Origin of the sequence: Aliidongia dinghuensis (assembly GCF_014643535.1) — a bacterium.
Lineage (GTDB): Bacteria > Pseudomonadota > Alphaproteobacteria > ATCC43930 > CGMCC-115725 > Aliidongia > Aliidongia dinghuensis.
In genome coordinates this window covers 268,180-289,442 of the sequence record NZ_BMJQ01000008.1, presented here as the reverse complement: position 1 = coordinate 289,442, position 21,263 = coordinate 268,180, and the positions used below count along the sequence as shown (strand labels likewise).

At 66.8% G+C, this 21,263-nt stretch carries 21 protein-coding genes; 12 read left to right on the top strand and 9 right to left on the bottom strand.

Annotated features, from left to right (window positions below):
* Positions 1–12: 12 nt before the first annotated feature.
* Entirely contained in the window at positions 13–1,509 is a 1,497-nt protein-coding gene (locus IEY58_RS17035; RefSeq protein WP_189047875.1) for a leucyl aminopeptidase, read from the bottom strand.
* A gap of 258 nt (positions 1,510–1,767) precedes the next feature.
* Between IEY58_RS17035 and lptF the strand changes: the two genes are divergently transcribed.
* From lptF to rsmA, 6 genes are all read left to right on the top strand, one after another.
* The gene (gene lptF / locus IEY58_RS17030) at positions 1,768–2,898 is read left to right on the top strand and encodes an LPS export ABC transporter permease LptF (RefSeq protein ID WP_189047873.1); all 1,131 of its coding nucleotides are present in this window, start codon (positions 1,768–1,770) and stop codon (positions 2,896–2,898) included.
* A complete protein-coding gene (lptG, locus tag IEY58_RS17025) occupies positions 2,895–4,001 on the top strand; it encodes an LPS export ABC transporter permease LptG (protein WP_189047872.1) in 1,107 nt (368 codons plus the stop codon). The genes lptF and lptG overlap by 4 nt, the downstream gene beginning before the upstream one ends.
* Before the next feature lie 7 nt (positions 4,002–4,008).
* Positions 4,009–6,381, top strand: coding sequence for an LPS-assembly protein LptD (locus tag IEY58_RS17020; RefSeq protein ID WP_189047871.1), 2,373 nt, complete (start codon positions 4,009–4,011; stop codon positions 6,379–6,381).
* Between the two features lie 81 nt (positions 6,382–6,462).
* Complete coding sequence (locus IEY58_RS17015; protein ID WP_189047870.1) at positions 6,463–7,740, top strand: peptidylprolyl isomerase; 1,278 nt, start codon at positions 6,463–6,465, stop codon at positions 7,738–7,740.
* A 4-nt stretch (positions 7,741–7,744) separates the two neighbouring features.
* Positions 7,745–8,743 (top strand): 4-hydroxythreonine-4-phosphate dehydrogenase PdxA, encoded by a 999-nt coding sequence (pdxA, locus tag IEY58_RS17010; protein WP_189047869.1) that lies wholly within the window; start codon positions 7,745–7,747, stop codon positions 8,741–8,743.
* Between the two features lie 5 nt (positions 8,744–8,748).
* Positions 8,749–9,606, top strand: a complete 858-nt coding sequence (rsmA, locus tag IEY58_RS17005) for a 16S rRNA (adenine(1518)-N(6)/adenine(1519)-N(6))-dimethyltransferase RsmA (protein WP_189047963.1) — start codon at positions 8,749–8,751, stop codon at positions 9,604–9,606.
* Here the strand turns inward: rsmA and gmk are convergent.
* Both gmk and IEY58_RS16995 read right to left on the bottom strand, forming a co-directional pair.
* Positions 9,593–10,225: a guanylate kinase gene (gene gmk / locus IEY58_RS17000; protein WP_189047868.1), complete on the bottom strand. Its 633-nt coding sequence runs from the start codon at positions 10,223–10,225 to the stop codon at positions 9,593–9,595. The genes rsmA and gmk overlap by 14 nt on opposite strands.
* Before the next feature lie 7 nt (positions 10,226–10,232).
* Positions 10,233–11,105 carry a YicC/YloC family endoribonuclease gene (locus IEY58_RS16995; protein ID WP_189047867.1) on the bottom strand — a complete coding sequence of 291 codons (873 nt, stop codon included), beginning with the start codon at positions 11,103–11,105 and terminating at the stop codon, positions 10,233–10,235.
* Positions 11,106–11,229: 124 nt separating this feature from the next.
* Between IEY58_RS16995 and IEY58_RS16990 the strand changes: the two genes are divergently transcribed.
* Positions 11,230–11,997 carry an SDR family NAD(P)-dependent oxidoreductase gene (locus IEY58_RS16990; protein WP_189047866.1) on the top strand — a complete coding sequence of 256 codons (768 nt, stop codon included), beginning with the start codon at positions 11,230–11,232 and terminating at the stop codon, positions 11,995–11,997.
* A 1-nt stretch (position 11,998) separates the two neighbouring features.
* Here the strand turns inward: IEY58_RS16990 and IEY58_RS16985 are convergent, their stop codons facing one another.
* From IEY58_RS16985 to fabD, 6 genes are all read right to left on the bottom strand, one after another.
* A complete protein-coding gene (locus IEY58_RS16985; protein ID WP_189047865.1) occupies positions 11,999–12,640 on the bottom strand; it encodes a glutathione S-transferase family protein in 642 nt (213 codons plus the stop codon).
* Positions 12,641–12,651: 11 nt separating this feature from the next.
* On the bottom strand, positions 12,652–13,629 hold the full coding sequence (gene mltG / locus IEY58_RS16980; RefSeq protein WP_189047864.1) for an endolytic transglycosylase MltG: 978 nt from the start codon (positions 13,627–13,629) through the stop codon (positions 12,652–12,654).
* 23 nt (positions 13,630–13,652) lie between these two features.
* Positions 13,653–14,915, bottom strand: coding sequence for a beta-ketoacyl-ACP synthase II (fabF, locus tag IEY58_RS16975; RefSeq protein WP_189047863.1), 1,263 nt, complete (start codon positions 14,913–14,915; stop codon positions 13,653–13,655).
* Between the two features lie 103 nt (positions 14,916–15,018).
* Positions 15,019–15,252 (bottom strand): acyl carrier protein, encoded by a 234-nt coding sequence (locus tag IEY58_RS16970; protein WP_189047862.1) that lies wholly within the window; start codon positions 15,250–15,252, stop codon positions 15,019–15,021.
* A 301-nt stretch (positions 15,253–15,553) separates the two neighbouring features.
* The gene (gene fabG / locus IEY58_RS16965) at positions 15,554–16,291 is read right to left on the bottom strand and encodes a 3-oxoacyl-[acyl-carrier-protein] reductase (RefSeq protein ID WP_189047861.1); all 738 of its coding nucleotides are present in this window, start codon (positions 16,289–16,291) and stop codon (positions 15,554–15,556) included.
* A gap of 35 nt (positions 16,292–16,326) precedes the next feature.
* Positions 16,327–17,286, bottom strand: a complete 960-nt coding sequence (fabD, locus tag IEY58_RS16960) for an ACP S-malonyltransferase (RefSeq protein ID WP_189047860.1) — start codon at positions 17,284–17,286, stop codon at positions 16,327–16,329.
* A 194-nt stretch (positions 17,287–17,480) separates the two neighbouring features.
* On the opposite strand from fabD, the gene rpsF reads away from it, so the two are divergent.
* The 5 genes from rpsF (at position 17,481) to IEY58_RS16935 (ending at position 21,263) form a co-directional block, all read left to right on the top strand.
* Positions 17,481–17,933: a 30S ribosomal protein S6 gene (rpsF, locus tag IEY58_RS16955; RefSeq protein ID WP_189047859.1), complete on the top strand. Its 453-nt coding sequence runs from the start codon at positions 17,481–17,483 to the stop codon at positions 17,931–17,933.
* A complete protein-coding gene (rpsR, locus tag IEY58_RS16950; RefSeq protein ID WP_189047858.1) occupies positions 17,933–18,220 on the top strand; it encodes a 30S ribosomal protein S18 in 288 nt (95 codons plus the stop codon). The genes rpsF and rpsR overlap by 1 nt, the downstream gene beginning before the upstream one ends.
* Before the next feature lie 23 nt (positions 18,221–18,243).
* Entirely contained in the window at positions 18,244–19,200 is a 957-nt protein-coding gene (locus tag IEY58_RS16945; RefSeq protein WP_189047856.1) for a DUF2232 domain-containing protein, read from the top strand.
* Positions 19,193–19,750, top strand: coding sequence for a 50S ribosomal protein L9 (gene rplI / locus IEY58_RS16940; RefSeq protein ID WP_189047854.1), 558 nt, complete (start codon positions 19,193–19,195; stop codon positions 19,748–19,750). Before IEY58_RS16945 ends, rplI begins: the two co-directional genes overlap by 8 nt.
* A 262-nt stretch (positions 19,751–20,012) precedes the next feature.
* The gene (locus tag IEY58_RS16935; RefSeq protein ID WP_189047852.1) at positions 20,013–21,263 is read left to right on the top strand and encodes an SAM-dependent methyltransferase; all 1,251 of its coding nucleotides are present in this window, start codon (positions 20,013–20,015) and stop codon (positions 21,261–21,263) included.

Genomic DNA, 21,263 nt, shown 5'->3' with positions numbered 1-21,263 from the left:
CACCTGCATCACTCAGTCTTCGTAATGCTCGGCGATGAAGCGCTCGAGCAGGCGCACGCCGTAGCCGGTCGCCCCCTTGGGCACGGTCGCCGCGTCCTTCTTCGACCAGGCCATGCCGGCGATGTCGAGATGCGCCCACGGCACGCCATTGACGAAGCGCTGCAGGAACACGCCGCCGATCGAGCTGCCGGCATTGCGGTCACCGGTGATGTTCTTCATGTCGGCGACATCGCTGTCGATCGCCCGGTCGAACGCCTCGCCCAGCGGCATGCGCCAGAGCGGCTCGCCGACCGCCTTGCCGGCCGCCGCCAACCGCTCGGCCAGCTCGTCGTTGTTCGAGAACAGGCCGGCATATTCGCTGCCAAGCGCCACCAGGATGGCGCCCGTCAGCGTCGCAAGATCGATCATCAGCCGCGGCTTGAAACGGTCCTGGGCGTACCAGAGCGCGTCCGCCAGCACGAGACGACCCTCGGCGTCCGTGTTGTTGACCTCGATCGTCTGGCCTGACATCGAGGTCAGGATGTCGCCCGGCCGGATCGCGTTGCCGTCGGGCATGTTCTCGGCGAGGGCCACGACGCCCACGACATTGGCCCGCGCCTTGCGGCCGGCCAGCGCCTTCATGAGCCCGATGACCGTGCCCGAGCCGCCCATGTCCCACTTCATCTCTTCCATGCCGGCGCCCGGCTTGAGCGAGATGCCGCCGGTGTCGAACGTGATGCCCTTGCCGACGACCGCGACCGGCGCCGCCTGCTTGTCCTTGGCACCGAGCCAGGCCATGACCACGAGCCTGGGCGGCCGGACCGAACCCTGGCCGACGCCCAGGAGCGCGCCCATGCCGAGCTTCTTCATCTTCTTCTCGTCGAGCACCTCGACCTCGACGCCAAGCTCGGCGAGGCTGGACGCCTGCTCGGCCAAGCTCTCCGGATAAAGCACGTTGCCGGGCTCGGACACGAGGTCGCGGGTGAAGAAGACGCCGTCGGCCAGCTTGTCGAGATCGGCGAAGAACTTCTTGGCAGCGGTCGCGGCGTCGCTCTGCACCGCGAGCTTCTTCAGGGTCGGCTTCTGCTCCGCCTTCATCCGGGTGCGGTACTTGTCGAAGCGGTAGGAGCGCAGGCGCGCCCCGAACGCGACATTGGCCGCGATCTCGGCCGGCGGGAGCGCCACGCCGTCGACGGCGCCCAGCCGGACCGTCGCCTCGCTCTCGCCGGCACCGTTCAGATGGGCCACGAGCGAGCCGCCCAGCGCCTGCAGCGCCAGGGCATCAAGCTCCGCCGGCTTGCCGAGGCCGGCGAGGACAATGCCATCGATGGCGAGATTGGCGGGCGCCAGCACGGCCAACAGCTGCCCCTTCTTGCCCGTGAAGCGGCTGGACGCCATGGCGCGGGCGAGCGCGCCGCCGCTTTCCTTGTCGAGCGCCGCGGCGGCGGGGGAGAGCACACGGTCTTCACCGACGCCCACGACGACCGTACCGGCCTTCGGCACGCCCAGTTCGGCGAAACTGATCTTCATGATGTTCCTTCTCGATTTTTCTATGCCGGCTCTTTCGCGAGGCCCCATGAAGGAGCGAAGCCGGTCTGGTCCTTATGTTTCTCTGGTCGCGTCGACCCGTGACGATTTGTCTAGCATTCCGCCGGCCGAACCGCCACCCGGCCGTGAACCGAGCGCAATCCGGGCGGGCGACACAACCGAGGAAAACGCCGAACAGCCGTTCCATGTGCAATTCGGCCTAGGTTTTGCCGGAATCGACTTTGTATACTCGCGCCCGCCATGAACCGCCTTACCCGCTACATCTTCCGCCAGTGCGCCGGCGCCACGCTGTTCGTGACACTCGGTCTGACCTCGGCGTCCTGGCTCATTCAGTCGCTGAAGCTGGTCGACCTCGTGGTGAACCGCGGCGTCGGGATCGGGCTGTTCCTTGAGCTTGCAGTGCTGAGCCTGCCGCAAATGCTGGCGCTCACCCTGCCAATCGGCTGCTTCGTTGGCGTGCTGTTCTCGTACAACAAGCTCGTGACCGACAGCGAGCTCGTGGTCATGCGTGCCTGCGGCTTGAGCCAGAACCGGCTGGCGCGGCCGGCGCTGATCCTGGCCGCCATCGGCACGGCCGCGATGTTCTCCCTCTCGGTCTATTTCCTGCCGGCCTCGAAGAATGCTTTCAAGGACCTGGAATTCCAGATCCACAACCAGATCGCCTCCGTGCTGCTGCAGGAAGGGACCTTCAACACCGTCTCGGACACGCTCACGATCTATGTGCGCGCCCGTGACGCGGCCGGCCGGCTCGAGGGCCTCCTGATCCAAGACAGCCGCGATAAGACGAAGCCGGTCACGCTCACGGCCGAGCAAGGCCTGATCGTCCAGGTCGACAACACGCCGCGCGTGCTGATGATCAACGGCACGCGGCAGATCTGGGATCCCGAGAAGCAGCAGCAGGAAGTGCTGACCTTCGACCGCTACAGCCTCGACCTCAACCAGTTCCGCGACGCGCCGGGCGCGCGCATCCTGCAGGCGGAAGAACGCTTCATCCCTGACCTGTTCTTCCCGACCGACGCCGACAATGACCCGGTGCTGCGCGCCCATCTGCTGACCGAGGGCAATAATCGCCTGATCAGCCCGATCTATTGCCTGAGCTTCATCCTGGTGGCGCTCGCGGCCTTGCTCACAGGCGAGCTCAACCGCCGCGGCCAGACGAAGCGCGTGCTGATCGCGTTCGCGATCGTGGCCGCCCTCGAGGCGACGTCGATCAGCTTCACCAACATGTCGAACCGCAATACCGCGATGATCCCGCTCATGTATCTGAACGCGCTGCTGCCGGCCGTCGTCGGCATCGTGCTCGTGCTCTATGGCCACCGCATCCTCAGGCGGCGTGCCGTGGCGGCACCTGTGAGCGAGGCGGCAGCATGAACTTTCCGACTACGCTCTTCGGCTATATCGCGCGGCAATTCCTGGTCTGGTTCACCGGCACCTTCATCATGATCCTGCTGCTGATCTTCATCGGCAACCTGATCGAGCTCTTGCGGCGCGCGGCGGCGCATCCGGAGATCTCGATCGGCCTGCTGGTCAAGATGGCGGCGCTGCAACTGCCCTACACCGCCCAGCAGGTCACGCCCTTCGCCGTGCTGTTCGGCAGCATCTTCGCGCTGGCGCGCATGACGCGCAGCCAGGAACTGATCGTGGCACGCGCGGCCGGCGTCTCGGTCTGGCAGTTCCTGACGCCCTCGATCACGATCGCCTTCCTGATCGGCGTGATCGGCGTCACCGTATTCAACCCGCTCGCGTCCTCGATGCAGGCGACCTTCAAGCAGCTGGAGGCGCGGTTCCTTAAGGGCCAGGCGGATGATTCGCTGCTGCTGTCGTCGAGCGGCCTCTGGCTCCGGCAAAGCGACACCACCGGCACCCAGGCCGTGATCCATGCCCAGCGCCTGACCCCGTCCGACATGACGGCCGACGGTGTCACGCTCTATTTCTTCCGCGACGGCGACCGGATGCTGCGCCGGATCGACGCCAAGACAGCGGTGCTGCACGACGGCCGCTGGCTGGTCAAGGATGCCTGGGAGTGGCGACCGGAACGCAAGCCCGAGTCGCAGCATCTGGACCAGGTGACGGTCGAGACCAACCTCACGCCGCGCAAGATCGAGGATAGTTTCGCCACACCCGACACGATGTCGTTCTGGGCGCTGCCCGGCTTCATCGATCTGCTGGAGAAATCCGGTTTCTCGGCGCAGCGCCACAAGCTCTATTTCCAGTCGCTGCTGGCACGGCCGGTGCTGCTTTGCGCCATGGTGCTGATCGCCGCGATCTTCTCGCTGCGCATGCAGCGTCGTGGCGGCGCCACCACGCTGGTCGTCGGCGGCGTCGCCGCCGGTTTTCTGCTGTATTTCCTCACAGATGTGGTATTCGCCCTGGGTCTCTCGTCGACCATCCCGGTGGCACTCGCCGCCTGGACGCCCGCCGGGATCAGCACCCTCTTGGGGGCTACCCTTCTGCTCCATCTTGAGGATGGCTGAGTCCTTCATGCGCCACCGGGTCAAGTCGTTCGTATCGGGCAGCGCCCGCGCCCGCCGCCGGGCTGCGCACGCGGTCGTGCTGGGGGTCGGTCTCGGCGCTTGGGGCCTCGTCCTGGACGAGCCGGTCTTCGCCCGAGATGCCGACAAGTCCGCCGCGCAGAACGGCCAGACGGTGCCGGTGCTGTTCAGCGCGGACGAGGTCAACTACGACGACGAATACGGGCTCGTGATCGCGCGCGGCAATGTCGAGATCTCGCAGGGCAACCGCACGCTGCTCGCCGACATGGTGAGCTACAACCAGCGCACGGACACGGTCACCGCGTCGGGCCATGTCAGCATGCTGCAGGAAACCGGCGACATCGTGTTCGGCAATTACGTCGAACTGACCGATTCCATGCGCGAGGGCTTCATCCAGGACGTCCGGATCCTGATGGCCGACCGCTCGCGCGTCGCGGGCAACACCGCACGCCGGACCGATGCGAACCGCACCGAGATCCGCCGCGGCGTCTATAGCCCGTGCGATCTCTGCAAGGACGATCCAACCCAGCCGCCGCTCTGGCAGCTCAAGGCCGCCAAGATCGTTCACGACAAGGAACTGCAGAGGGTCGAGTACGAGGACGTGACGCTCGAAATGGGCGGCTATCCGGTCCTCTATTCGCCCTATTTCTCGCATCCCGACCCATCGGTGAAGCGGGCGAGCGGCTTCTTGCCGCCGACGCTGGGCTCGTCCAACACGCTCGGCTTCAATTTCACGACGCCCTACTACTGGGTGCTGGCGCCGGACAAGGACCTGACGATCTCGCCCCTGTTCACCCTGAACCAGGGCATCGATCTCGGCGGCGAATATCGCCAGCGCTTCAGCAATGGCTTCATCGATACGCGCGCGAGCATCACCCAGGCCGACCTCGTCGGCGGGGCCAACAACAACACCACGGTGCACGACCAGATCCGCGGCCATATCGCATCGTTCGGCGAGTTCGATCTCGACGAGAACTGGCGCACGGGCTGGGCGATCCGGCGCACGACCGATCAGACCTACGAGCGGCTCTACCACTTCGGCGGCAACGAGAACTTCCTGACCTCGGACGCCTATGTCGAGAATTTCGACGGTCGCAACTACGGCTCCGTCAACGCCTACAGCTTCCAGTCGCTGCGCCTCGGCGTCAGCGACCGCGCCCAGCCGTACGTGCTGCCGCTCGGTGACTATTCCTGGGATTTCCGCCCGACTGTCTGGGGCGGCCATTTCACGGTCAACGCCAACGGTGCGGACATCATTCGCGAGACAGGCCCGAGCAGCCGCCGCGCCTCCGTCGGCGGCGAGTTCAACCTGCCCTGGATCACGCGCGACGGCAGCGCCTTCAATTTCGTCGCCGGCGTGCGTGCCGACGGCTATAACGTGGGCAGCCAGCCGGTCGTCGGCACCGGGCTGATCAGCTACATCAACGGGCAGCCGTCCGTCTCGCACCCGCAGATCTTCAACGGCTCGACCGGCCGCGTCTTTCCGCAGATCGGCCTCGAATGGCGCGACCCGTTCGTACGGCAGAGCGACCATTCGACGCTCGTGATCACGCCGCGCGCGGCGATCTATGCGGCGCCGATCGGCGGCAACCCGCCGCAGATCCCGAACGACGACAGCGTCTCGTTCGACTACAACGAGAACGACCTGTTCGTGCGCAACCGCCTGGTCGGCTACGACCAGGTCGACAGCGGCCAGCGCGTCGACTATGGCGTGCAGGCCGACTGGACCGGCGACGATGGCTCGAAGGCGCGGGCACTCGTGGGTGCGAGCTATCGGTTCCAGCGCCAGACACCGCTCAACTACGGTCTCGGGCTCAACCCGGTGACGAACGGCGCCTATCAGCCGACGGTCGCGATCAACTCCGGCACCGGTATCAACCGCCAGAACTCGGACTATGTCGGCCGGCTGAGCTACAGCCCGTCCGGTTTCATCGATGCCAGCTACCGCTTCCGCTTCGACCGCGAGGACCTCCGGCCGGAACATCAGGAACTGGGCGTCAACTTCGGACCGTCCTGGCTCAGGATGTCGACCTCCTATCTCCAGCTGGGTGACAATCCGCGCGACGGCGAGAGCCGTCGCCAGGAGCTGAGCGTCAATCTCAACTATGTCTACGATCAATATTGGACGTTTTCGGCGCGAGCGACGCGCGAGCTGTCCGGCGACAACGTCAACCAGGTCTCCTCCGGCTTCGCCGCCCAGTACCAGGATGAATGCCTGACCGTGATCGCCTCGCTCACCCAGACCGGCGTCCGCGACCGGGACATCAAGCCGGGGACCACCCTGCTGTTCCAGTTCGTCTTCAAGAACCTGGGCGAGATTGCCCTGCCGCAGCTCCAGGCGGGCAACGAATCGCTGCCGTGAATCATTGCCGTGACGACGGATGGTGTTCCGCGTTACAACACCGCCCGGCCGCCCGATAGCGGCCGGGTGATCATTCGGGACATGACCTTGCAGCCTCTCCGAAGCGCGCGCGGCCGCCTTGCCGCTGTTCTAGCCATCACGCTTCTTGCCGCCTGCTGGCTTCGCCCGGCCCACGCCCAGGACCAGGAGTACCGGATCGCGGCGGTCGTCAACGACGACGTCATCTCGATCTCCGACGTCGAAGAGCGGGTGAAGCTGGTCGTCGCGTCCACCAACCTGCAGCCCAATCCGCGCGTGCTGCAGCAGGTCCGCGCCCAGGTGCTGCGCACGCTCATCGACGAGAAGCTCGAGCTGCAGGAGGCGAAGAAGGAAAGCGTCGCCGTCGGCCTTGCGGATGTCACGGACGCGATCTCGAACATCGAGCAGCAGAACAAGATGCCGAAGGGCGGCGTCGACCAGTTCCTGAAGACGCACAACATCGACCGGCAGACCATGGTCGACCAGATCACGGCGCAGATCGCCTGGGCGAAGACGGTGCGCCGCCGCTTCATGCACTCGGTCATCGTCAGCGACGAGGAAATCAACGAGCAGCTCAAGGAAGAGCAGGCGAACGCAGGCAAGCCGCAGGATCGCGTCGGCGAGATCTATCTCTCGGTCGACAATCCGAGCCAGGACCCGGAAATCCACGACACCGCGCAGCACCTGGTCGACGAAATCCGCCACGGCGCGCCCTTCCCGGCCGTCGCCCGCCAATTCTCGCAATCCTCGACCGCCGCGGTCGGCGGCGACATCGGCTATGTCCAGCCGGGCCAGCTCGACCCTGAGGCCGAGAAGCTCCTCAGCAAGCTGCAGCCGGGGCAGATGATCGGCCCGGTGCGGCTGACCGGCGGCTATTACATCTACCTGCTCATCGATCGGCGTACACCGGTCGATCCAGCCACGCAGGTCGCGGTCAATCTCACCCAGGTCGTGTTCCCGATCCCCGCCGGCACCGACAGCGCCAGCGTGATCGAGAAGGCCAAGGCCGCGACCGCTGACGCCAAGAGCTGCGGCGAAATGGCCAAGATCGGCCGCGACGTGTCGCCGGATCTGTCCGGCCCGATCGGCGATATCAAGGTCGCCGAACTGCCGGCCGAGGTCCGTTCGACCGTTCTCGCCGCCAAGCTCGCGACGCCGACCGATCCGGTTCCGGTCCGCAACGGCATCGGCGTGTTCATGGTGTGCTCGCGCCAGGGCGGCGACCAGGAGGCCGAACGGGATCGGATCGCCGACAACATCACGCGCGTGCGCCTCGAGAACCTCGCCCGCGGCTATCTGCGCGATCTGCGGCAGGTCGCCTTCATCGACCTGCGCGTCTGACCCGATGCCGCCTCTCGTCCTCACCATGGGCGAGCCGGCGGGCATCGGCGGCGAGCTGGCGTTCGCCGCCTGGTCCCGTCGCGCCGCCGGCGTGCCGTGCTTCGCCTTGCTCGACGATCCGGAGCGGCTTGGCGCCCTCGCCCGGTCGCTCGGCCTGAAGCTGCCGATCCGGCCTATCGAGCATGCGGCGGACGCCGAGGCTGTCTGGGCCTCCGCCCTGCCGGTCCTGCCGATCCCGCTTGCGGCACGGGTCGTGCCGGGCAAGCCCGATCCGGCGAACGCCGGCGCCATCATCCGGGCGATCGAACGGGCCGTGGCGCTCGTCACCGCCGGAGAAGCCTCGGCGCTCGTCACCAACCCGATCCAGAAGCAGGTGCTGATCGAGGCAGGCTTCCGCCATCCCGGCCATACGGAGTTCCTGGCCGATCTGGCCGGGCCTGGCGCCGTCCCCGTCATGATGCTGACCTGTCCGGGCTTGCGCGTCGTACCGATTACGATCCATCAGTCGCTGCAGTCGGCGATCGCCGATCTCAGCATCGATAAGATTACGACGGTCGCGCGCATCACCGCGGCGGCCCTGACACGGGACTTTGGCATCGCCCGGCCGACTCTCGCCGTGTCCGGTCTCAACCCGCACGCGGGCGAAGGCGGCGCCTTCGGGCGCGAGGAGATCGACGTCATTGCGCCGGCAATCCAACGCCTGTGCGCCGAGGGTATCGAGGTCGAAGGCCCCCTGCCGGCCGATACGATGTTCCATGTCCGGGCGCGCCAGACCTACGATGCGGCCCTGTGCATGTATCACGACCAGGCGCTCATCCCGATCAAGACGATCGATTTCGAGCGCGGCGTGAACGTCACGCTCGGCCTGCCGTTCGTTCGCACCTCGCCGGACCATGGCACCGCGCTCAACCTGGCCGGCACCGGCAAAGCCAGCCCCGAGAGCCTGATCGCCGCCCTCGTCACCGCCGATCAGATGGCGCGCACGCGCGCCGCCGCCCGTTGAGCGAGATCCGGGGGAGCGATATCCGGGGAAGCGACGCCGCCACGCCGCTGCCGCCGCTCATCGAGGTCATCCGGCGGCACGGGCTCGATCCGAAGAAGCAGCTCGGCCAGAACTTCCTGCTCGATCCGCGCCTGACCGCCAAGATCGCCCGGGCGACGGGTTCGCTCGACGGGATCCATGTGGTCGAGATCGGCCCCGGCCCAGGCGGGCTCACCCGTGCACTGCTAGACGCTGGCGCCGCCCAGGTGGTCGCGGTCGAGCGCGATGATCGCTGTGTGGCTGCCCTCGGGGAACTGGTTGCTGCCTATCCCGGACGCCTCAGCATCCGGCCGGCCGACGCGCTCAAGACCGATCCGGCGAGCCTGGTGCCGGCACCCCGGCGCATCGTCGCAAACCTGCCCTACAACATCGCGACGCCGCTGCTGATCGGCTGGCTGCGCAACATCACGGCCTATGATGCGCTCGGCCTGATGTTCCAGAAGGAGGTGGCCGACCGGCTGACGGCGGCGCCGCGCAGCAAGGCGTATGGCCGGCTTTCGATCCTGACTCAATGGCTCTGCGAAGCCGATGCCGTGTTCGACATCCCGCCCGGTGCTTTCTATCCGCCGCCCAAGATCACCTCGACCGTGGTCCGGCTGGTGCCGCGGCGGCAACCGCTGGCCGAGGCACGGTTCGAAGACCTGGAGCGTGTGACCGCGGCCGCGTTCGGCCAGCGCCGCAAGATGCTGCGCGCCAGCCTGAAGACCCTCGGACGCGACACCGACCGGCTCGTCGCCACCGCCGGCGTCACACCGACCGCACGGGCAGAGGAGCTGACCGTCGAGGAATTTTGTGCGCTGGCGCGAGCGCTCAGCGCTGGCTGATGCGCCGGACGAAGTCGACCAAGCCCGTCTGACGCTTGCGCTTGGCCCGCTCGGCCGCGACGATGGCTTGGAGTGCTGCCAGGCTCTGGGCCACGTCGTTGTTGACCAGCACGTACTCGTATTCCGGCCAGTGGCTCATCTCGTCGCGCGCCTTGTCCATGCGGTGGCGCACGACGTCGGGGCTGTCCTGGTTGCGGGCGGTCAGCCGCCGTTCCAGCTCGTCGACCGACGGGGGCAGGATGAAGATGCTGACGACGTCGGCAGCGAGCGTCGACTGGCCGAGCTGCTGCGTCCCCTGCCAATCGAGATCGCTCACGATGACCCGGCCGGCGGTGAGTTCCCGTTCCACCGGCTCGCGCGGCGTGCCGTAGGAATTGCCGAACACCGTCGCATATTCGAGAAGGTCGCCGGCCGCCACCATCTCGGCAAACCGGGCCTGGCTGATGAAATGATAGTGCACGCCGTCGATCTCGTTCGGCCGGCGCGGCCGTGTCGTGACCGAGATCGACAGGGCCAGGCTGGGATCCGATTCGAGCAGCTTGCGGGTGAGCGTGGTCTTGCCGGCGCCCGAGGGCGACGACAAGACGATGATGAAGCCGCGGCGGCTGATCTCGACCATGATGGCTCTACTCGATGTTCTGGACTTGCTCACGCAATTGCTCGATCGCGGCCTTGAGGTCGAGACCGGTGCGGGTCAGCCCCAGGTCGGCCGACTTCGAGCAGACCGTGTTGGCTTCGCGATTGAATTCCTGACACAGGAAATCGAAGCGGCGGCCGACGCCCAGTCCCTCGGCCAGCAGCTCGCGCGCGCCCAGGATATGGGCGGCAAGCCGGTCGAGCTCCTCGCGCACGTCGGCGCGCGCCAGGATGAGCGCCAGTTCCTGGGCAAGCCGCTCCTCCGGCACCGGCGGCGCGCCATCGAGCAGATCGGCGATCTGCTGCTGGAAGCGGGCTCGAATCGCGTCCGGCTGGGTCGCGGCCGCCTGCTCCGCCGTTGAGACATAGCCGGCAATCTCGTCGAGCCGCGCGCTCAGCACCCGGCCGATGCGTTCGCCCTCGGCGTCACGCGCGGCGACCAGCGCTCCCGCCGCCCGCCCGAAGCTCTCGGTGAGGGCGGCGAGCCGCACCTCGCGGACCTCCGGCCCCGGCTGGTCATCGGCCAGCTCCATCACGCCGCGGATCCCGAGCAGGCCGTCGAGCCGCGGCGGGGCGGCGTCGATGACGCCCTCGAGCGACTTCAGAAGGTCGACCACCTGGCCCAGCACGGCGTCGTTGATCTTGAGCTGGGCCACGCGCGCGGTCTCGGTAATCGCGAGGCTGGCGTTGATCGAGCCGCGCTTGAGGCGGTCGCCCAGCAGTGCCTTGCACGGCCCCTCGAGCGCGTCGAAACCGGGCGGCAGCCGGAAGCGCAGGTCGAGCGCCTTGCCGTTGACACTCCTTAATTCCCAAACCCAGGCGAAGCCGTCCGTCTGGCCTTCGACCCGCGCGAAGCCGGTCATGCTCGAAACCGCCACGCCTGCCACCCCATCCCGTTTGAAACCACTTACCGGCTTATAGCCTCGCCTTCGGGATCGCAACAATCGTAGAGCGACAAATCCGACCTGCCATGCGATACAGCCGCGCATGCCTAAGAATTTCCGCAGCATCCTGATCACCGGAGCCAGTAGCGGGCTCGGCGCCGCCCTCGCCCGGCGCTATGCCGCACCCGGCGTGCGGCTGGCGCTGCACGGCCGCGACGAGTCGCGGCTCGCCCAGGTCGCGGCCGACTGCATCGGGCGCGGTGCACTCGTCGAGCAGATATCGATCGACGTCACCGACCAGGCGGCCCTTGCCGCCTGGATCGTCGCGATCGACGAGGCAGCACCGGTCGACCTGGTGATCGCGAACGCCGGCATCTCCGGCGGCACGTCGGGCCTCGGCGGCAACCGCGATCCATCCCGCCGCATCCTCGCCGTCAACATCGACGGCGTGTTCAACACGATCGAACCCATCCTGCCGCGCATGCGCGCCCGCGGCGCCGGCACGGTGGCACTGATGAGCTCGCTCGCGGGCTTCCGCGGTCTGCCGGGCTCGGCCGCCTACAGCGCCAGCAAGGCGGCGGTCCGCGTGCTGGGCGAATCGCTACGCGGCGACTATCTGCCGAGCGGCGTCGAGGTCGTGGTGATCTGTCCCGGCTTCGTCGTGACGCCGATGACGGCGCGCAACCGGTTCCACATGCCGTTCCTGCTGGGTGCCGAGCGCGCGGCCGAGATCATGGCGCGCGGCCTGGCCCAGGGCCGCGCCCGCATCGCCTTTCCCTGGCAGACCTATGTGCTGAGCCGACTGGTCGCAGCATTGCCAGCACCGCTCATCGACCGCTTCGTCGCTCGCCTGCCGCGCAAGGGCGCATAGCTCAAAGGACGCGCAGGTCCTCGTAGGACACCATGACGTGCTCACGGAAGGCCGCTCGTGCCGCGAGCCGATCATAGTAACGCCGCAACGCCGGGCGATCCGGCCGCTCGATCGCAATGTCGAAGTAGCGATAGAGGCAATGGCCGAACTGAATGTCGGCGAGCGTCAGATCGTCGCCGCACAGGAACCGACCGACCGCCAGCCGGTTCTCGGCGATGTCCAGATACTTGCCGAGCACGGCAAGTGCCTCCGCGATGAGCGCCGAATTTCGATCCCTGGGCGCGGTCCTGACGACGCGCCAGAAGACCGGAGCGGTAAATTTGAGCGCAATGTTGATCTTGGACCATTCGGCCCATTTGTCGACCTGGGCGCGCGCCGCCGGGTCTTGCGGCCAGAATCGGTCATCGGCATAGCGGCCAGCCAGATAGCGCAGGATCGCGCCGGTTTCCCACAGCGGCTCGTCGTCGCCGTCGCGCAGCACCGGCACGGTGCCGTTGGGATTCATCGCCAGGAATTCCGGCGTATCGTTGCCGCCGTACTTGTGGCCGATGTCGTGCCGCTCGTAGGCCAGCCCCAACTCGCCGACGCACCACATCAGCGCCTGGACGTTCGACGAGGTCTTCCGCCCCCAGATCGTCAACATTCTTGTCCCCGCTAGTTCTTCGGCGTCTGGATCTCGCGCCAATGCTGGACGGCTCGGTTGTGCTCGTCGAGCGTCGTCGAGAACCGATGGCCGCCCGAACCGTCCGCCACGAAATAGAGCGCGTCGGTCGCGGCCGGATCGAGCACGGCCTTCAAGGCCGCTTTCCCGGGATTGGCGATCGGGCCTGGCGGCAAGCCCTTCGTCACGTAGGTGTTGTAGGGCGACGGCAGCTCGAGATCCGCATGGGACAGGGTGCGGCCTAGCGGATGCTCGCCCTGGGTCAGCGCGTAGCTCACCGTCGGATCCGACTGCAGTCGCATGCCGAGCTTCAGGCGGTTGTAGAATACGCCGGCGATGAGCGGCCGCTCGGCCTCGACGCCGGTCTCCTTCTCGACCATCGAGGCAAGCGTCACCGCTTCCGCCGGATTGCCGAGCGGCAGGCCCGGCCGGCGCTGGGCCCACAGTTCGCCCACCAGCTTCGTCATGCCGCGATGCATCCGGTCGACCAGCGCCTGCCGCTTGTCGCCCCGGGAATAGAAATAGGTCGCGGGCAGCAGCTGCCCCTCGGCCGGCGTCTCGGCGATCTCGCCCGTGAGGGCATCCGCCTCGTTCACGAGCGCCACGATCTCGGGACTGGTCAGCCCCTCCGGCACGACCAGGCGATGGACCACCGTCCTGCCGGACCGCAGCAGGTCGAGGATGCCTGCGGGCGAGATGCCGGCCGGAAAGAGATATTCGCCGGCCTTGAGCTCGCCCGCACCGCCGCTCAACCGGGCGGCAAGCATGAACAGCCGGACATGGGTCAGGATGCCGGCCCCCTCGAGCGTACCGCCGATCGCCTCGGTCCCGCGGGGCTCCAGCACAATCGTCTTGGGTGCGGTAGAGGGTCCCGGCGCCTCGTACCAGCGAAGGCCCCCCCAGGTGCCCAAAACGCCGATCGCCGCCGCCAGGATGAATCCGGCGACGGCGATCGATAGGAGGCGACGCATCACGGGAACGCCGTGGCGCGGGCTCAGGGAGCCGGGGCGAAGATCAACGAGGCGTTGGTGCCGCCGAAGCCGAAGGAGTTCGACAGCACGTAGCGCACCCGCCGCTCCTTGGCGACCATCGGAACCAGGTCGATGTCACAGCCTTCCGACGGGTTCTCGAGATTGATCGTCGGCGGCACGACCTGGTCGCGCAGCGCCAGGAGCGAATAGATTGCCTCGACCGAGCCGGCAGCACCCAGGAGATGGCCGATCGCCGACTTGGTCGACGACATCGAGAGCTTGTAGGCGTCCTCACCGAACAGGCGCTTGACCGCGCCGACCTCGATGACGTCGCCGACGGGCGTCGACGTGCCGTGGGCGTTGATGTAGTCGATCTGGTCGGTGCCGAGGCCCGAGCGCTTGAGCGCCATCTGCATGGAGCGGAAGGCGCCGCTGCCGTCCTCGGCCGGGGCGGTCAGATGATAGGCGTCGCCCGCCATGCCGTAGCCGATGAGCTCGCCGTAGATCTTGGCGCCGCGCTTCTTCGCGTGCTCGTATTCCTCGAGCACGACGATGCCGGCACCCTCGCCCATCACGAACCCGTCGCGATCCCGGTCGAACGGACGGGACGCCCGGGTCGGCTCGTCGTTGAAATCCGTCGAGAGCGCGCGGGCGGCGGCGAACCCGGCGATGCCGAGCCGGCAGATCGCGGCTTCGGCGCCACCGGCGATCATGACGTCGGCGTCATCGTACTGGATGATCCGCGCGGCATCGCCGATCGCGTGCGCGCCGGTCGAGCAAGCCGTCACCGCCGAATGGTTCGGGCCCTTGAAGCCGTGCACGATCGAGATGTGGCCCGAGGCGAGGTTGATGAGCGCCGACGGGATGAAGAACGGGCTGACGCGGCGGGGCCCGCGCTCATGCAGCGTCACTGCCGTGTCGGAGATGGTGCTGAGGCCGCCGATGCCCGAGCCGACCTGGACGCCGGTGCGGTACTGCTCGACCTCGTTCGCCGGCTGCCAGCCGGAATCCTTGACCGCCTGGGCCGCCGCGGCAAGCGCGTAGACGATGAACTCGTCCATCTTGCGCTGGTCCTTGGGCTCGACCCAGTCGTCCGCGTGGAACAGATTGTCCGCGGTCGCACCGCGCGGCACGATGCCCGCGATCTTCGCCGGCAGATCGGACACATCGAAGGACTGGATCCGGTCAAGGCCGGACTTGCCGGCGGTCAGGGCCTGCCAATTGTGCTCGATACCAATGCCGAGCGGCGTAACCAGCCCCACGCCGGTAACTACGACACGTCTCATCTTAATCCACGCAATGGTTTCATCTTAAGGGCCTGAGCCCTTCCGTGGCTGAAGCCACGATTGGAATTGCCCCCGGAACGGAGCAATTCCAACCCCTGGATACTCAGCTATGCGCCGTAATGAAGCTCACCGCATCCTTGACGGTGACGATCTTCTCGGCCGCCTCGTCCGGGATCTCACAGCCGAATTCCTCTTCGAACGCCATCACCAGCTCGACCGTGTCGAGGCTGTCGGCACCGAGATCGTCGATGAAGCTCGCGTTCTCCGTCACCTTGGCCTCGTCGACGCCCAGGTGCTCGACCACAATCTTCTTAACCCGATCGGCGATGTCACTCATGTCTCTGTTCCTTGATGTAATGGCAATGATCTTTGGCGGGAAGACCGTCAGGCCCACAAAAAGGGCATGTGCACCCCTAGTCTGCACGGTCTTATGAGAGCAATCCGCTTCCTTGATCGGTCGAACTACACGACGCCAGGGCCCGGGCACCTGCCTGGCCGATGATCCGGTCGATCGCCGGGCCCCTCCTGCGGGCCGCTCGACATGGCCCTGCCGGACTCGGTCCCGCGACCGAAGGTGGCGTGCCTTAACATAGATTATTCCGCAATGCCAGTAGCCGCACTGCACCAAACTACCCGCATCAGACCATGAGCATGCCGCCGTTGACATGGATGGTCTGTCCGGTGACGTAAGCCGCCTCGTTGCTTGCGAGATACAACACCGCCGCGGCGATTTCGTCGGCATCGCCCATGCGGCCTGCCGGAATGCCGGCCAGGATCCGCTCGCGCTGCTGCTCGTTCAGCGCATCGGTCATGGCCGTCGCGATGAAGCCGGGCGCCACGCAGTTCACCGTGATCCCGCGCGAGGCGACTTCGACCGCCAGTGCCTTCGACATGCCGATGAGGCCCGCCTTGGACGCCACATAGTTGGCCTGGCCCGGATTGCCGGCAACGCCGACCACCGACGAGATCGAGATGATGCGTCCTTCGCGGCGCTTCATCATGCCCTTGAGACTGGCGCGGGCGAGGCGGAACGCCGCCGTCAGGTTGACCTCGAGCACGTCGGACCAGTCCTCGTCCTTCATGCGGATGGCAAGCCCGTCGCGCGTGAAGCCGGCGTTGTTGACCAGGATGTCGAGCCGGCCGAATTCCGTCTCGGCCTTCTTGATCAGGGCCTCGCCCGCTGCCGGGTCCTTGAGGTCGGCAGGCGCCGCCACCGCCCGCTCACCCAGCTCCGAGACGAGCTGGTCCAGCACCTGGGCGCGCGTGCCGGCGCAGAGGACGGTGGCGCCGGCGCCATGCAGCACGCGGGCGATGGCGGCACCGATGCCGCCGGTGGCGCCGGTGACGAGAGCGACCTTGCCGGTCAGATCGAACATTTGTGTTGTTCCCCTGGAATTGAAGCGCCAGCTGCTTAGAGCGTAGCCAGGAAGGCCTCGACGTCGGCGGGCGACCCGACCGAGCGCGTCGCGATGTCCTTGTCAATCCGGCGGACGAGGCCGGCCAGCACCTTGCCGGCGCCGAGTTCGACGATCTCGGTGACGCCCTGCTCCTTCAGATAAAGCACGGTCTCACGCCAGCGCACCATGCCGGTCACCTGATTGACGAGCAGCGTACGGATCGTTTCCGTCTCGCGCACGGCGCTCGCCGATACGTTCGCAACCACCGGGGCAGCCGGCACCGTCATTGCGATGGCGCCCAGCGCCTCGGCCATGACATCCGCGGCCGGCGCCATCAGCGGCGAATGGAACGGCGCCGAGACCGGCAGCATGATCGCCTTCTTGAAGCCCTTCTCGGCGGCAACCGCGACCGCCTTCTCGACGGCGCCCTTGTGGCCGGACAGCACGAGCTGGCCACCGCCATTGTCGTTCGCAACGGCGCAGATCTCCCCCGACGCCTCGGATGCCTCCTTGGCAATCGCGAGTCCCGTCTCGAGCTCGACGCCGAGGAGCGCCACCATGGCACCGGTGCCGACCGGCACCGCCGCCTGCATGGCCTGGCCGCGCCGCTTGACGAGGCGCACGGCATCGGCGAGCGCGAAGGTGCCGGCAGCGGCGAGTGCTGAATATTCGCCCAGCGAATGGCCCGCCACATAGGCGGCGCCCGCACCGAGATCGAAGCCACCCTCCTTCGCGAGCACGCGCGTGACCGCGACCGACATGGCGAGCAGCGCCGGCTGCGCGTTCTCGGTCAGGGTCAGGGTCTCGATCGGCCCTTCGGCCATCAGGCCCGAGAGCTTCTGGCCGAGGGCGTCGTCGGCCTCCTCGAAGACCTCCCGCGCGACCGGGAAAGCAGCGGCGAGGTCGACCCCCATGCCGACGACCTGCGATCCCTGCCCGGGAAATACCAACGCACGCTTCGTCACGATGTTCATGCCTTTCGATGGGCGAAAATGGCCGCAAGTGATAGCGCGGGCCAGAAGCGTGTCAAGCGCGCTTGCAGCCGAAATCGATTTGTGTATAGTCCGCGCCCTCAACTCCTTGCCGGTCGTACCGGCTGAGGTCCGTTTGGCTTTGCCGAAGGTTCGGCTGGCTTGGACCAGGAATAGCCATAAGGGGTTCACGCTAGATGGCGTTATACGAGTGCGTGTTCATCGCACGCCAGGATGTGTCCGGCACTCAGGTCGAGACACTGATCGAAACCTTCGCCCAGGTCATCGTCGACCAGGGCGGCACGGTTCCGAAGAAAGAGTACTGGGGTTTGAAGAACCTCGCGTACCGGATGAAGAAGAATCGCAAGGGCCACTATGCCCTCATGAACATCGACGCGCCGCCCGCCGCCGTGAAGGAGATGGAGCGGACGATGTCGATCAATGAGGACATCATCCGTGTGCTCACGATCCGCGTCGACGAGCTCGAAGAGGGGCCGTCGGTGGCGATGCAGAACAAGGGTCGGGCCGAAGAGCGTCCGCGTCGCAGCTTCGGCGATCGCGGTGGCTTCGGCGGCGAGCGTGGCGGCTTCGGCGGCGAGCGTGGTTTTGGTGATCGGGGCGATCGCGCCCCGGCGGGAGCGGTGGAATAATGCGTAACGTCGAACGTCCCCAGGGCCGCGAGGGCGAAGCCGCCCCGGGCGCCCGCCCGGCCGCGCGCCGTCCGTTCTTCCGCCGTCACAAGACCTGCCCGTTCTCGGGTCCGAATGCGCCGAAGATCGACTACAAGGACGTCAAGCTCCTGCAGCGCTTCATTTCCGAGCGCGGCAAGATCGTCCCGAGCCGGATCACGGCGGTGTCGGCCAAGAAGCAGCGCGAGTTGTCCCAGGCAATCAAGCGCGCGCGTTTCCTGGGGCTGCTGCCGTATCTGATTCAATAGGCCCGCGCACGTCCGGCGGCGCCATGTCGATCGTCCGATCGGCTGCGTTCGCCGTAGCAGGCGGCCTCGCGGCTGCCTTGCTGTTCGTGTCGCTGGTCAAGGGCAATGTCGGCGGCGTCATCCTCATGGGCATGACGCCTCTGCCGTTGTTTCTGGTCGGGTTGTCGCTCGGCATTGCGCCGGCGGCGATCGCTTCGGTGGTGGGTACCGCGGTCATCCTGGCGGTCGACACGCTCTACGGCATGGTGTTCCTTGCCGATTTTGCGTTGCCGGTCATGGTCGTGGTGCCGTTGGCGCTCTGGCGCCGACGGGTTGAAACGGAATGGCCCTCCGCGGGCCGCCTGGTGCTCGGCCTCACGGCATTGGCCGCGGTCGTCTTCCTTGCCTCCCAGCTGAGCCTTGTGGGTCAGCCGGGCGGAATGGAGGGCAGCCTGCGGGCCGCGGTCGGCACGCTCGCCAAGGAACTGCGGAATCAAGATCCGCAGGTCGGCGCGCAGGCGGAGGAGATGCTGCAGTCGGCGGTGCGCTGGCTGCCCGGCATGGGGGCGACGGTCTGGATGGGCTTGATCGCCGTCAACGGCGTCCTGGCCCAAGGCGCTCTCGCCGGTTTCGGCTGGGCGCGCCGTCCGGCGCCGACGATCGCGTCGATCACGGTCCCATGGCTCGTCCTGGTGCCGTTGGCCGCGGCGATCGCCGCGGCGGCGTTGGGTGACAGGTTGCCCTATGGCGGGGAGATCGCGTTCGCGGGATCGAACCTGTCGGTCATCCTGGCGGTGCCGTTTCTGTTTCAGGGCCTGGGCGTGATCCACGCCTCGGCCGCACGGTCGTCGAAGCGGGCCTGGCTCTTGGCCGGGGTCTATGTCGCGGTTCTTGTTTTTGGGTGGCCGATCCCGTTGATCGTCGCCCTCGGTGTGATCGAGCAATGGGTCGGGTTGCGGCGCCGGATCGCCGCAACGGACCAGGAGAAGAGTGATGGTTGACGTCATCCTGCTGGAGCGGGTCGAGAAGCTGGGCCATCTGGGCCAGATCGTTAAGGTCCGTCCGGGCTATGCCCGCAATTTCCTCCTGCCGCAGAAGAAGGCTCTGCGCGCGACCAAGGAGAACCTCGCCTATTTCGAGACGCAGCGTGCTGTGCTCGAGGCGAACAACCTGCGCCTCAAGGCCGAGGCCGAAGAAGTCGCCGCCAAGATGGGCGACCTCTCCGTCGTCGTGATCCGCCAGGCCGGCGAGACCGGCCAGCTCTACGGCTCGGTTTCGGCGCGTGACGTGGCCGACGGCATCGGCGAACTCGGCTACAAGGTCGAGCGCTCGCAGGTCTCGCTCGACCACCCGATCAAGACGCTGGGCGTGCACAAGGTGAAGATCACCCTGCACCCGGAAGTGTCGCTGATCGTCCAGGTCAACGTGGCGCAGTCGGCCGACGAAGCCGCGGCCCAGGCCAAGGGCCTGACGGCGGCCGATCTCGAGGCCGCTCGCGAGGCCCAAGAGGCCGAGGCCGAGACGGTTGCCGAGGAGACGGCCGAGGCCTGATCGCCCCGGCCAGCGTCCAGGTCGGTCGAGCTCTGCGGCGGTGGTCATTCGGCCATTGCTTTTCAAGGGCTTGATAGTCGACGCGAAGCTTGCTTGACTATTCGCGTCGGAGCCTGGCTCCGATGCGTGACGCCGCACGGGATATCGGCATCCTGTGCGGCGTTTTTGTTTTGCGATCCATTTTCCTTGCCCGCACCTTCCCGGTTGGGCCCGCCTCCGCGCCCCAACCCTGACGTTTCGACATGCAGAACGGGGGTAGCGTATGCTGTTGGCCCATCTGTTGCGTCACCTCATCCGTCGCGGACGGCTGACCGTCATCGATTCTTCCGGACGAACCCACATCTTCGGCGAGCTGCCCGGACCGGTCTCGACGATTCGCCTGCATACCAAGACGCTCGAGCGGCGCTTGTTCTTCAATCCGCGCCTGGCCGTCGGCGAAGCCTACATGGATGGCTCGATGACGCTCGTTGAGGGCGACATCTACGATTTCCTGAGCCTCCTCATGGGCAACATCTCGACCGCGCCCCGGTCGGTGGCGCTCTCGCCGCTCTATAACGGCGTTGATCGCTGGGCGCGCTGGATGCAGCAACATAATCCCGTCGGCCGCGCCCAGCAGAACGTCGCCCATCACTACGATCTCTCGTCGACGCTCTACGACCTGTTCCTGGACGCGGACCGGCAATATTCCTGCGCCTATTTCGAGCGGACGACCGACGATCTCGAGACGGCACAAGCCAACAAGAAGCGGCATATCGCCTCCAAGCTGCTCTTGAAGCCCGGCCAGAAGCTGCTCGACATCGGCTCCGGCTGGGGCGGGCTCGGGCTCTATCTGGCGCAGGCGGCGGGCGTCGACGTCACCGGCCTCACGCTCTCGACCGAGCAGCACAAGATGTCGAACGACCGGGCCGCCACGGCCGGGCTCTCAGACCGCGTGCGCTTTGAGATGCGCGACTATCGTCTCGACCAGGGCCGCTATGACCGCATCGTCTCGGTCGGCATGTTCGAGCATGTCGGGGTCAATCACTACGGCGAATATTTCGACAAGATCCACGACCTTCTGACCGATGACGGCGTGGCGCTCATCCACGCGATCGGCCGCCAGGACGGGCCCGGCACGACCAACCCCTGGATCCGGAAATACATCTTCCCCGGCGGCTACTGCCCGGCGCTCTCCGAGGTGCTGCCGGCGATCGAGCGCGCCCGCCTGCAGCTCATGGACATCGAGATCCTGCGGCTGCACTACGCCGAGACGCTGCGCCACTGGCGCCAGCGCTTCCTCACCCACTGGGAGAAGGTGAAGGCGCTCTACGACGAGCGGTTCTGCCGCATGTGGGAGTTCTATCTCGCGGCGTCGGAGGCGGGCTTCCGCGTCCAGGACTTGATGGTGTTCCAGATCCAGCTGGCGAAGCGCGTCGACGCGGTGCCGATGACCCGCGACTACATGAACGAGTGGAAGGCGGCGCATCCGCTCGTCTCGGCCCTGCCGCCGCGCCAGGCGGGCTGCGCCGACTGA

Excerpts from the sequence above, each read along its gene's own strand:
- IEY58_RS17035 (WP_189047875.1), bottom strand. The coding sequence starts at position 1,509 with ATGAAGATCAGTTTCGCCGAACTGGGCGTGCCGAAGGCCGGTACGGTC.
- lptF (WP_189047873.1), top strand. The coding sequence starts at position 1,768 with ATGAACCGCCTTACCCGCTACATCTTCCGCCAGTGCGCCGGCGCCACG.
- lptG (WP_189047872.1), top strand. The coding sequence starts at position 2,895 with ATGAACTTTCCGACTACGCTCTTCGGCTATATCGCGCGGCAATTCCTG.
- IEY58_RS17020 (WP_189047871.1), top strand. The coding sequence starts at position 4,009 with ATGCGCCACCGGGTCAAGTCGTTCGTATCGGGCAGCGCCCGCGCCCGC.
- IEY58_RS17015 (WP_189047870.1), top strand. The coding sequence starts at position 6,463 with ATGACCTTGCAGCCTCTCCGAAGCGCGCGCGGCCGCCTTGCCGCTGTT.
- pdxA (WP_189047869.1), top strand. The coding sequence starts at position 7,745 with ATGCCGCCTCTCGTCCTCACCATGGGCGAGCCGGCGGGCATCGGCGGC.
- gmk (WP_189047868.1), bottom strand. The coding sequence starts at position 10,225 with ATGGTCGAGATCAGCCGCCGCGGCTTCATCATCGTCTTGTCGTCGCCC.
- IEY58_RS16995 (WP_189047867.1), bottom strand. The coding sequence starts at position 11,105 with ATGACCGGCTTCGCGCGGGTCGAAGGCCAGACGGACGGCTTCGCCTGG.
- IEY58_RS16990 (WP_189047866.1), top strand. The coding sequence starts at position 11,230 with ATGCCTAAGAATTTCCGCAGCATCCTGATCACCGGAGCCAGTAGCGGG.
- IEY58_RS16985 (WP_189047865.1), bottom strand. The coding sequence starts at position 12,640 with ATGTTGACGATCTGGGGGCGGAAGACCTCGTCGAACGTCCAGGCGCTG.
- mltG (WP_189047864.1), bottom strand. The coding sequence starts at position 13,629 with ATGCGTCGCCTCCTATCGATCGCCGTCGCCGGATTCATCCTGGCGGCG.
- fabF (WP_189047863.1), bottom strand. The coding sequence starts at position 14,915 with ATGAGACGTGTCGTAGTTACCGGCGTGGGGCTGGTTACGCCGCTCGGC.
- IEY58_RS16970 (WP_189047862.1), bottom strand. The coding sequence starts at position 15,252 with ATGAGTGACATCGCCGATCGGGTTAAGAAGATTGTGGTCGAGCACCTG.
- fabG (WP_189047861.1), bottom strand. The coding sequence starts at position 16,291 with ATGTTCGATCTGACCGGCAAGGTCGCTCTCGTCACCGGCGCCACCGGC.
- fabD (WP_189047860.1), bottom strand. The coding sequence starts at position 17,286 with ATGAACATCGTGACGAAGCGTGCGTTGGTATTTCCCGGGCAGGGATCG.
- rpsF (WP_189047859.1), top strand. The coding sequence starts at position 17,481 with ATGGCGTTATACGAGTGCGTGTTCATCGCACGCCAGGATGTGTCCGGC.
- rpsR (WP_189047858.1), top strand. The coding sequence starts at position 17,933 with ATGCGTAACGTCGAACGTCCCCAGGGCCGCGAGGGCGAAGCCGCCCCG.
- IEY58_RS16945 (WP_189047856.1), top strand. The coding sequence starts at position 18,244 with ATGTCGATCGTCCGATCGGCTGCGTTCGCCGTAGCAGGCGGCCTCGCG.
- rplI (WP_189047854.1), top strand. The coding sequence starts at position 19,193 with ATGGTTGACGTCATCCTGCTGGAGCGGGTCGAGAAGCTGGGCCATCTG.
- IEY58_RS16935 (WP_189047852.1), top strand. The coding sequence starts at position 20,013 with ATGCTGTTGGCCCATCTGTTGCGTCACCTCATCCGTCGCGGACGGCTG.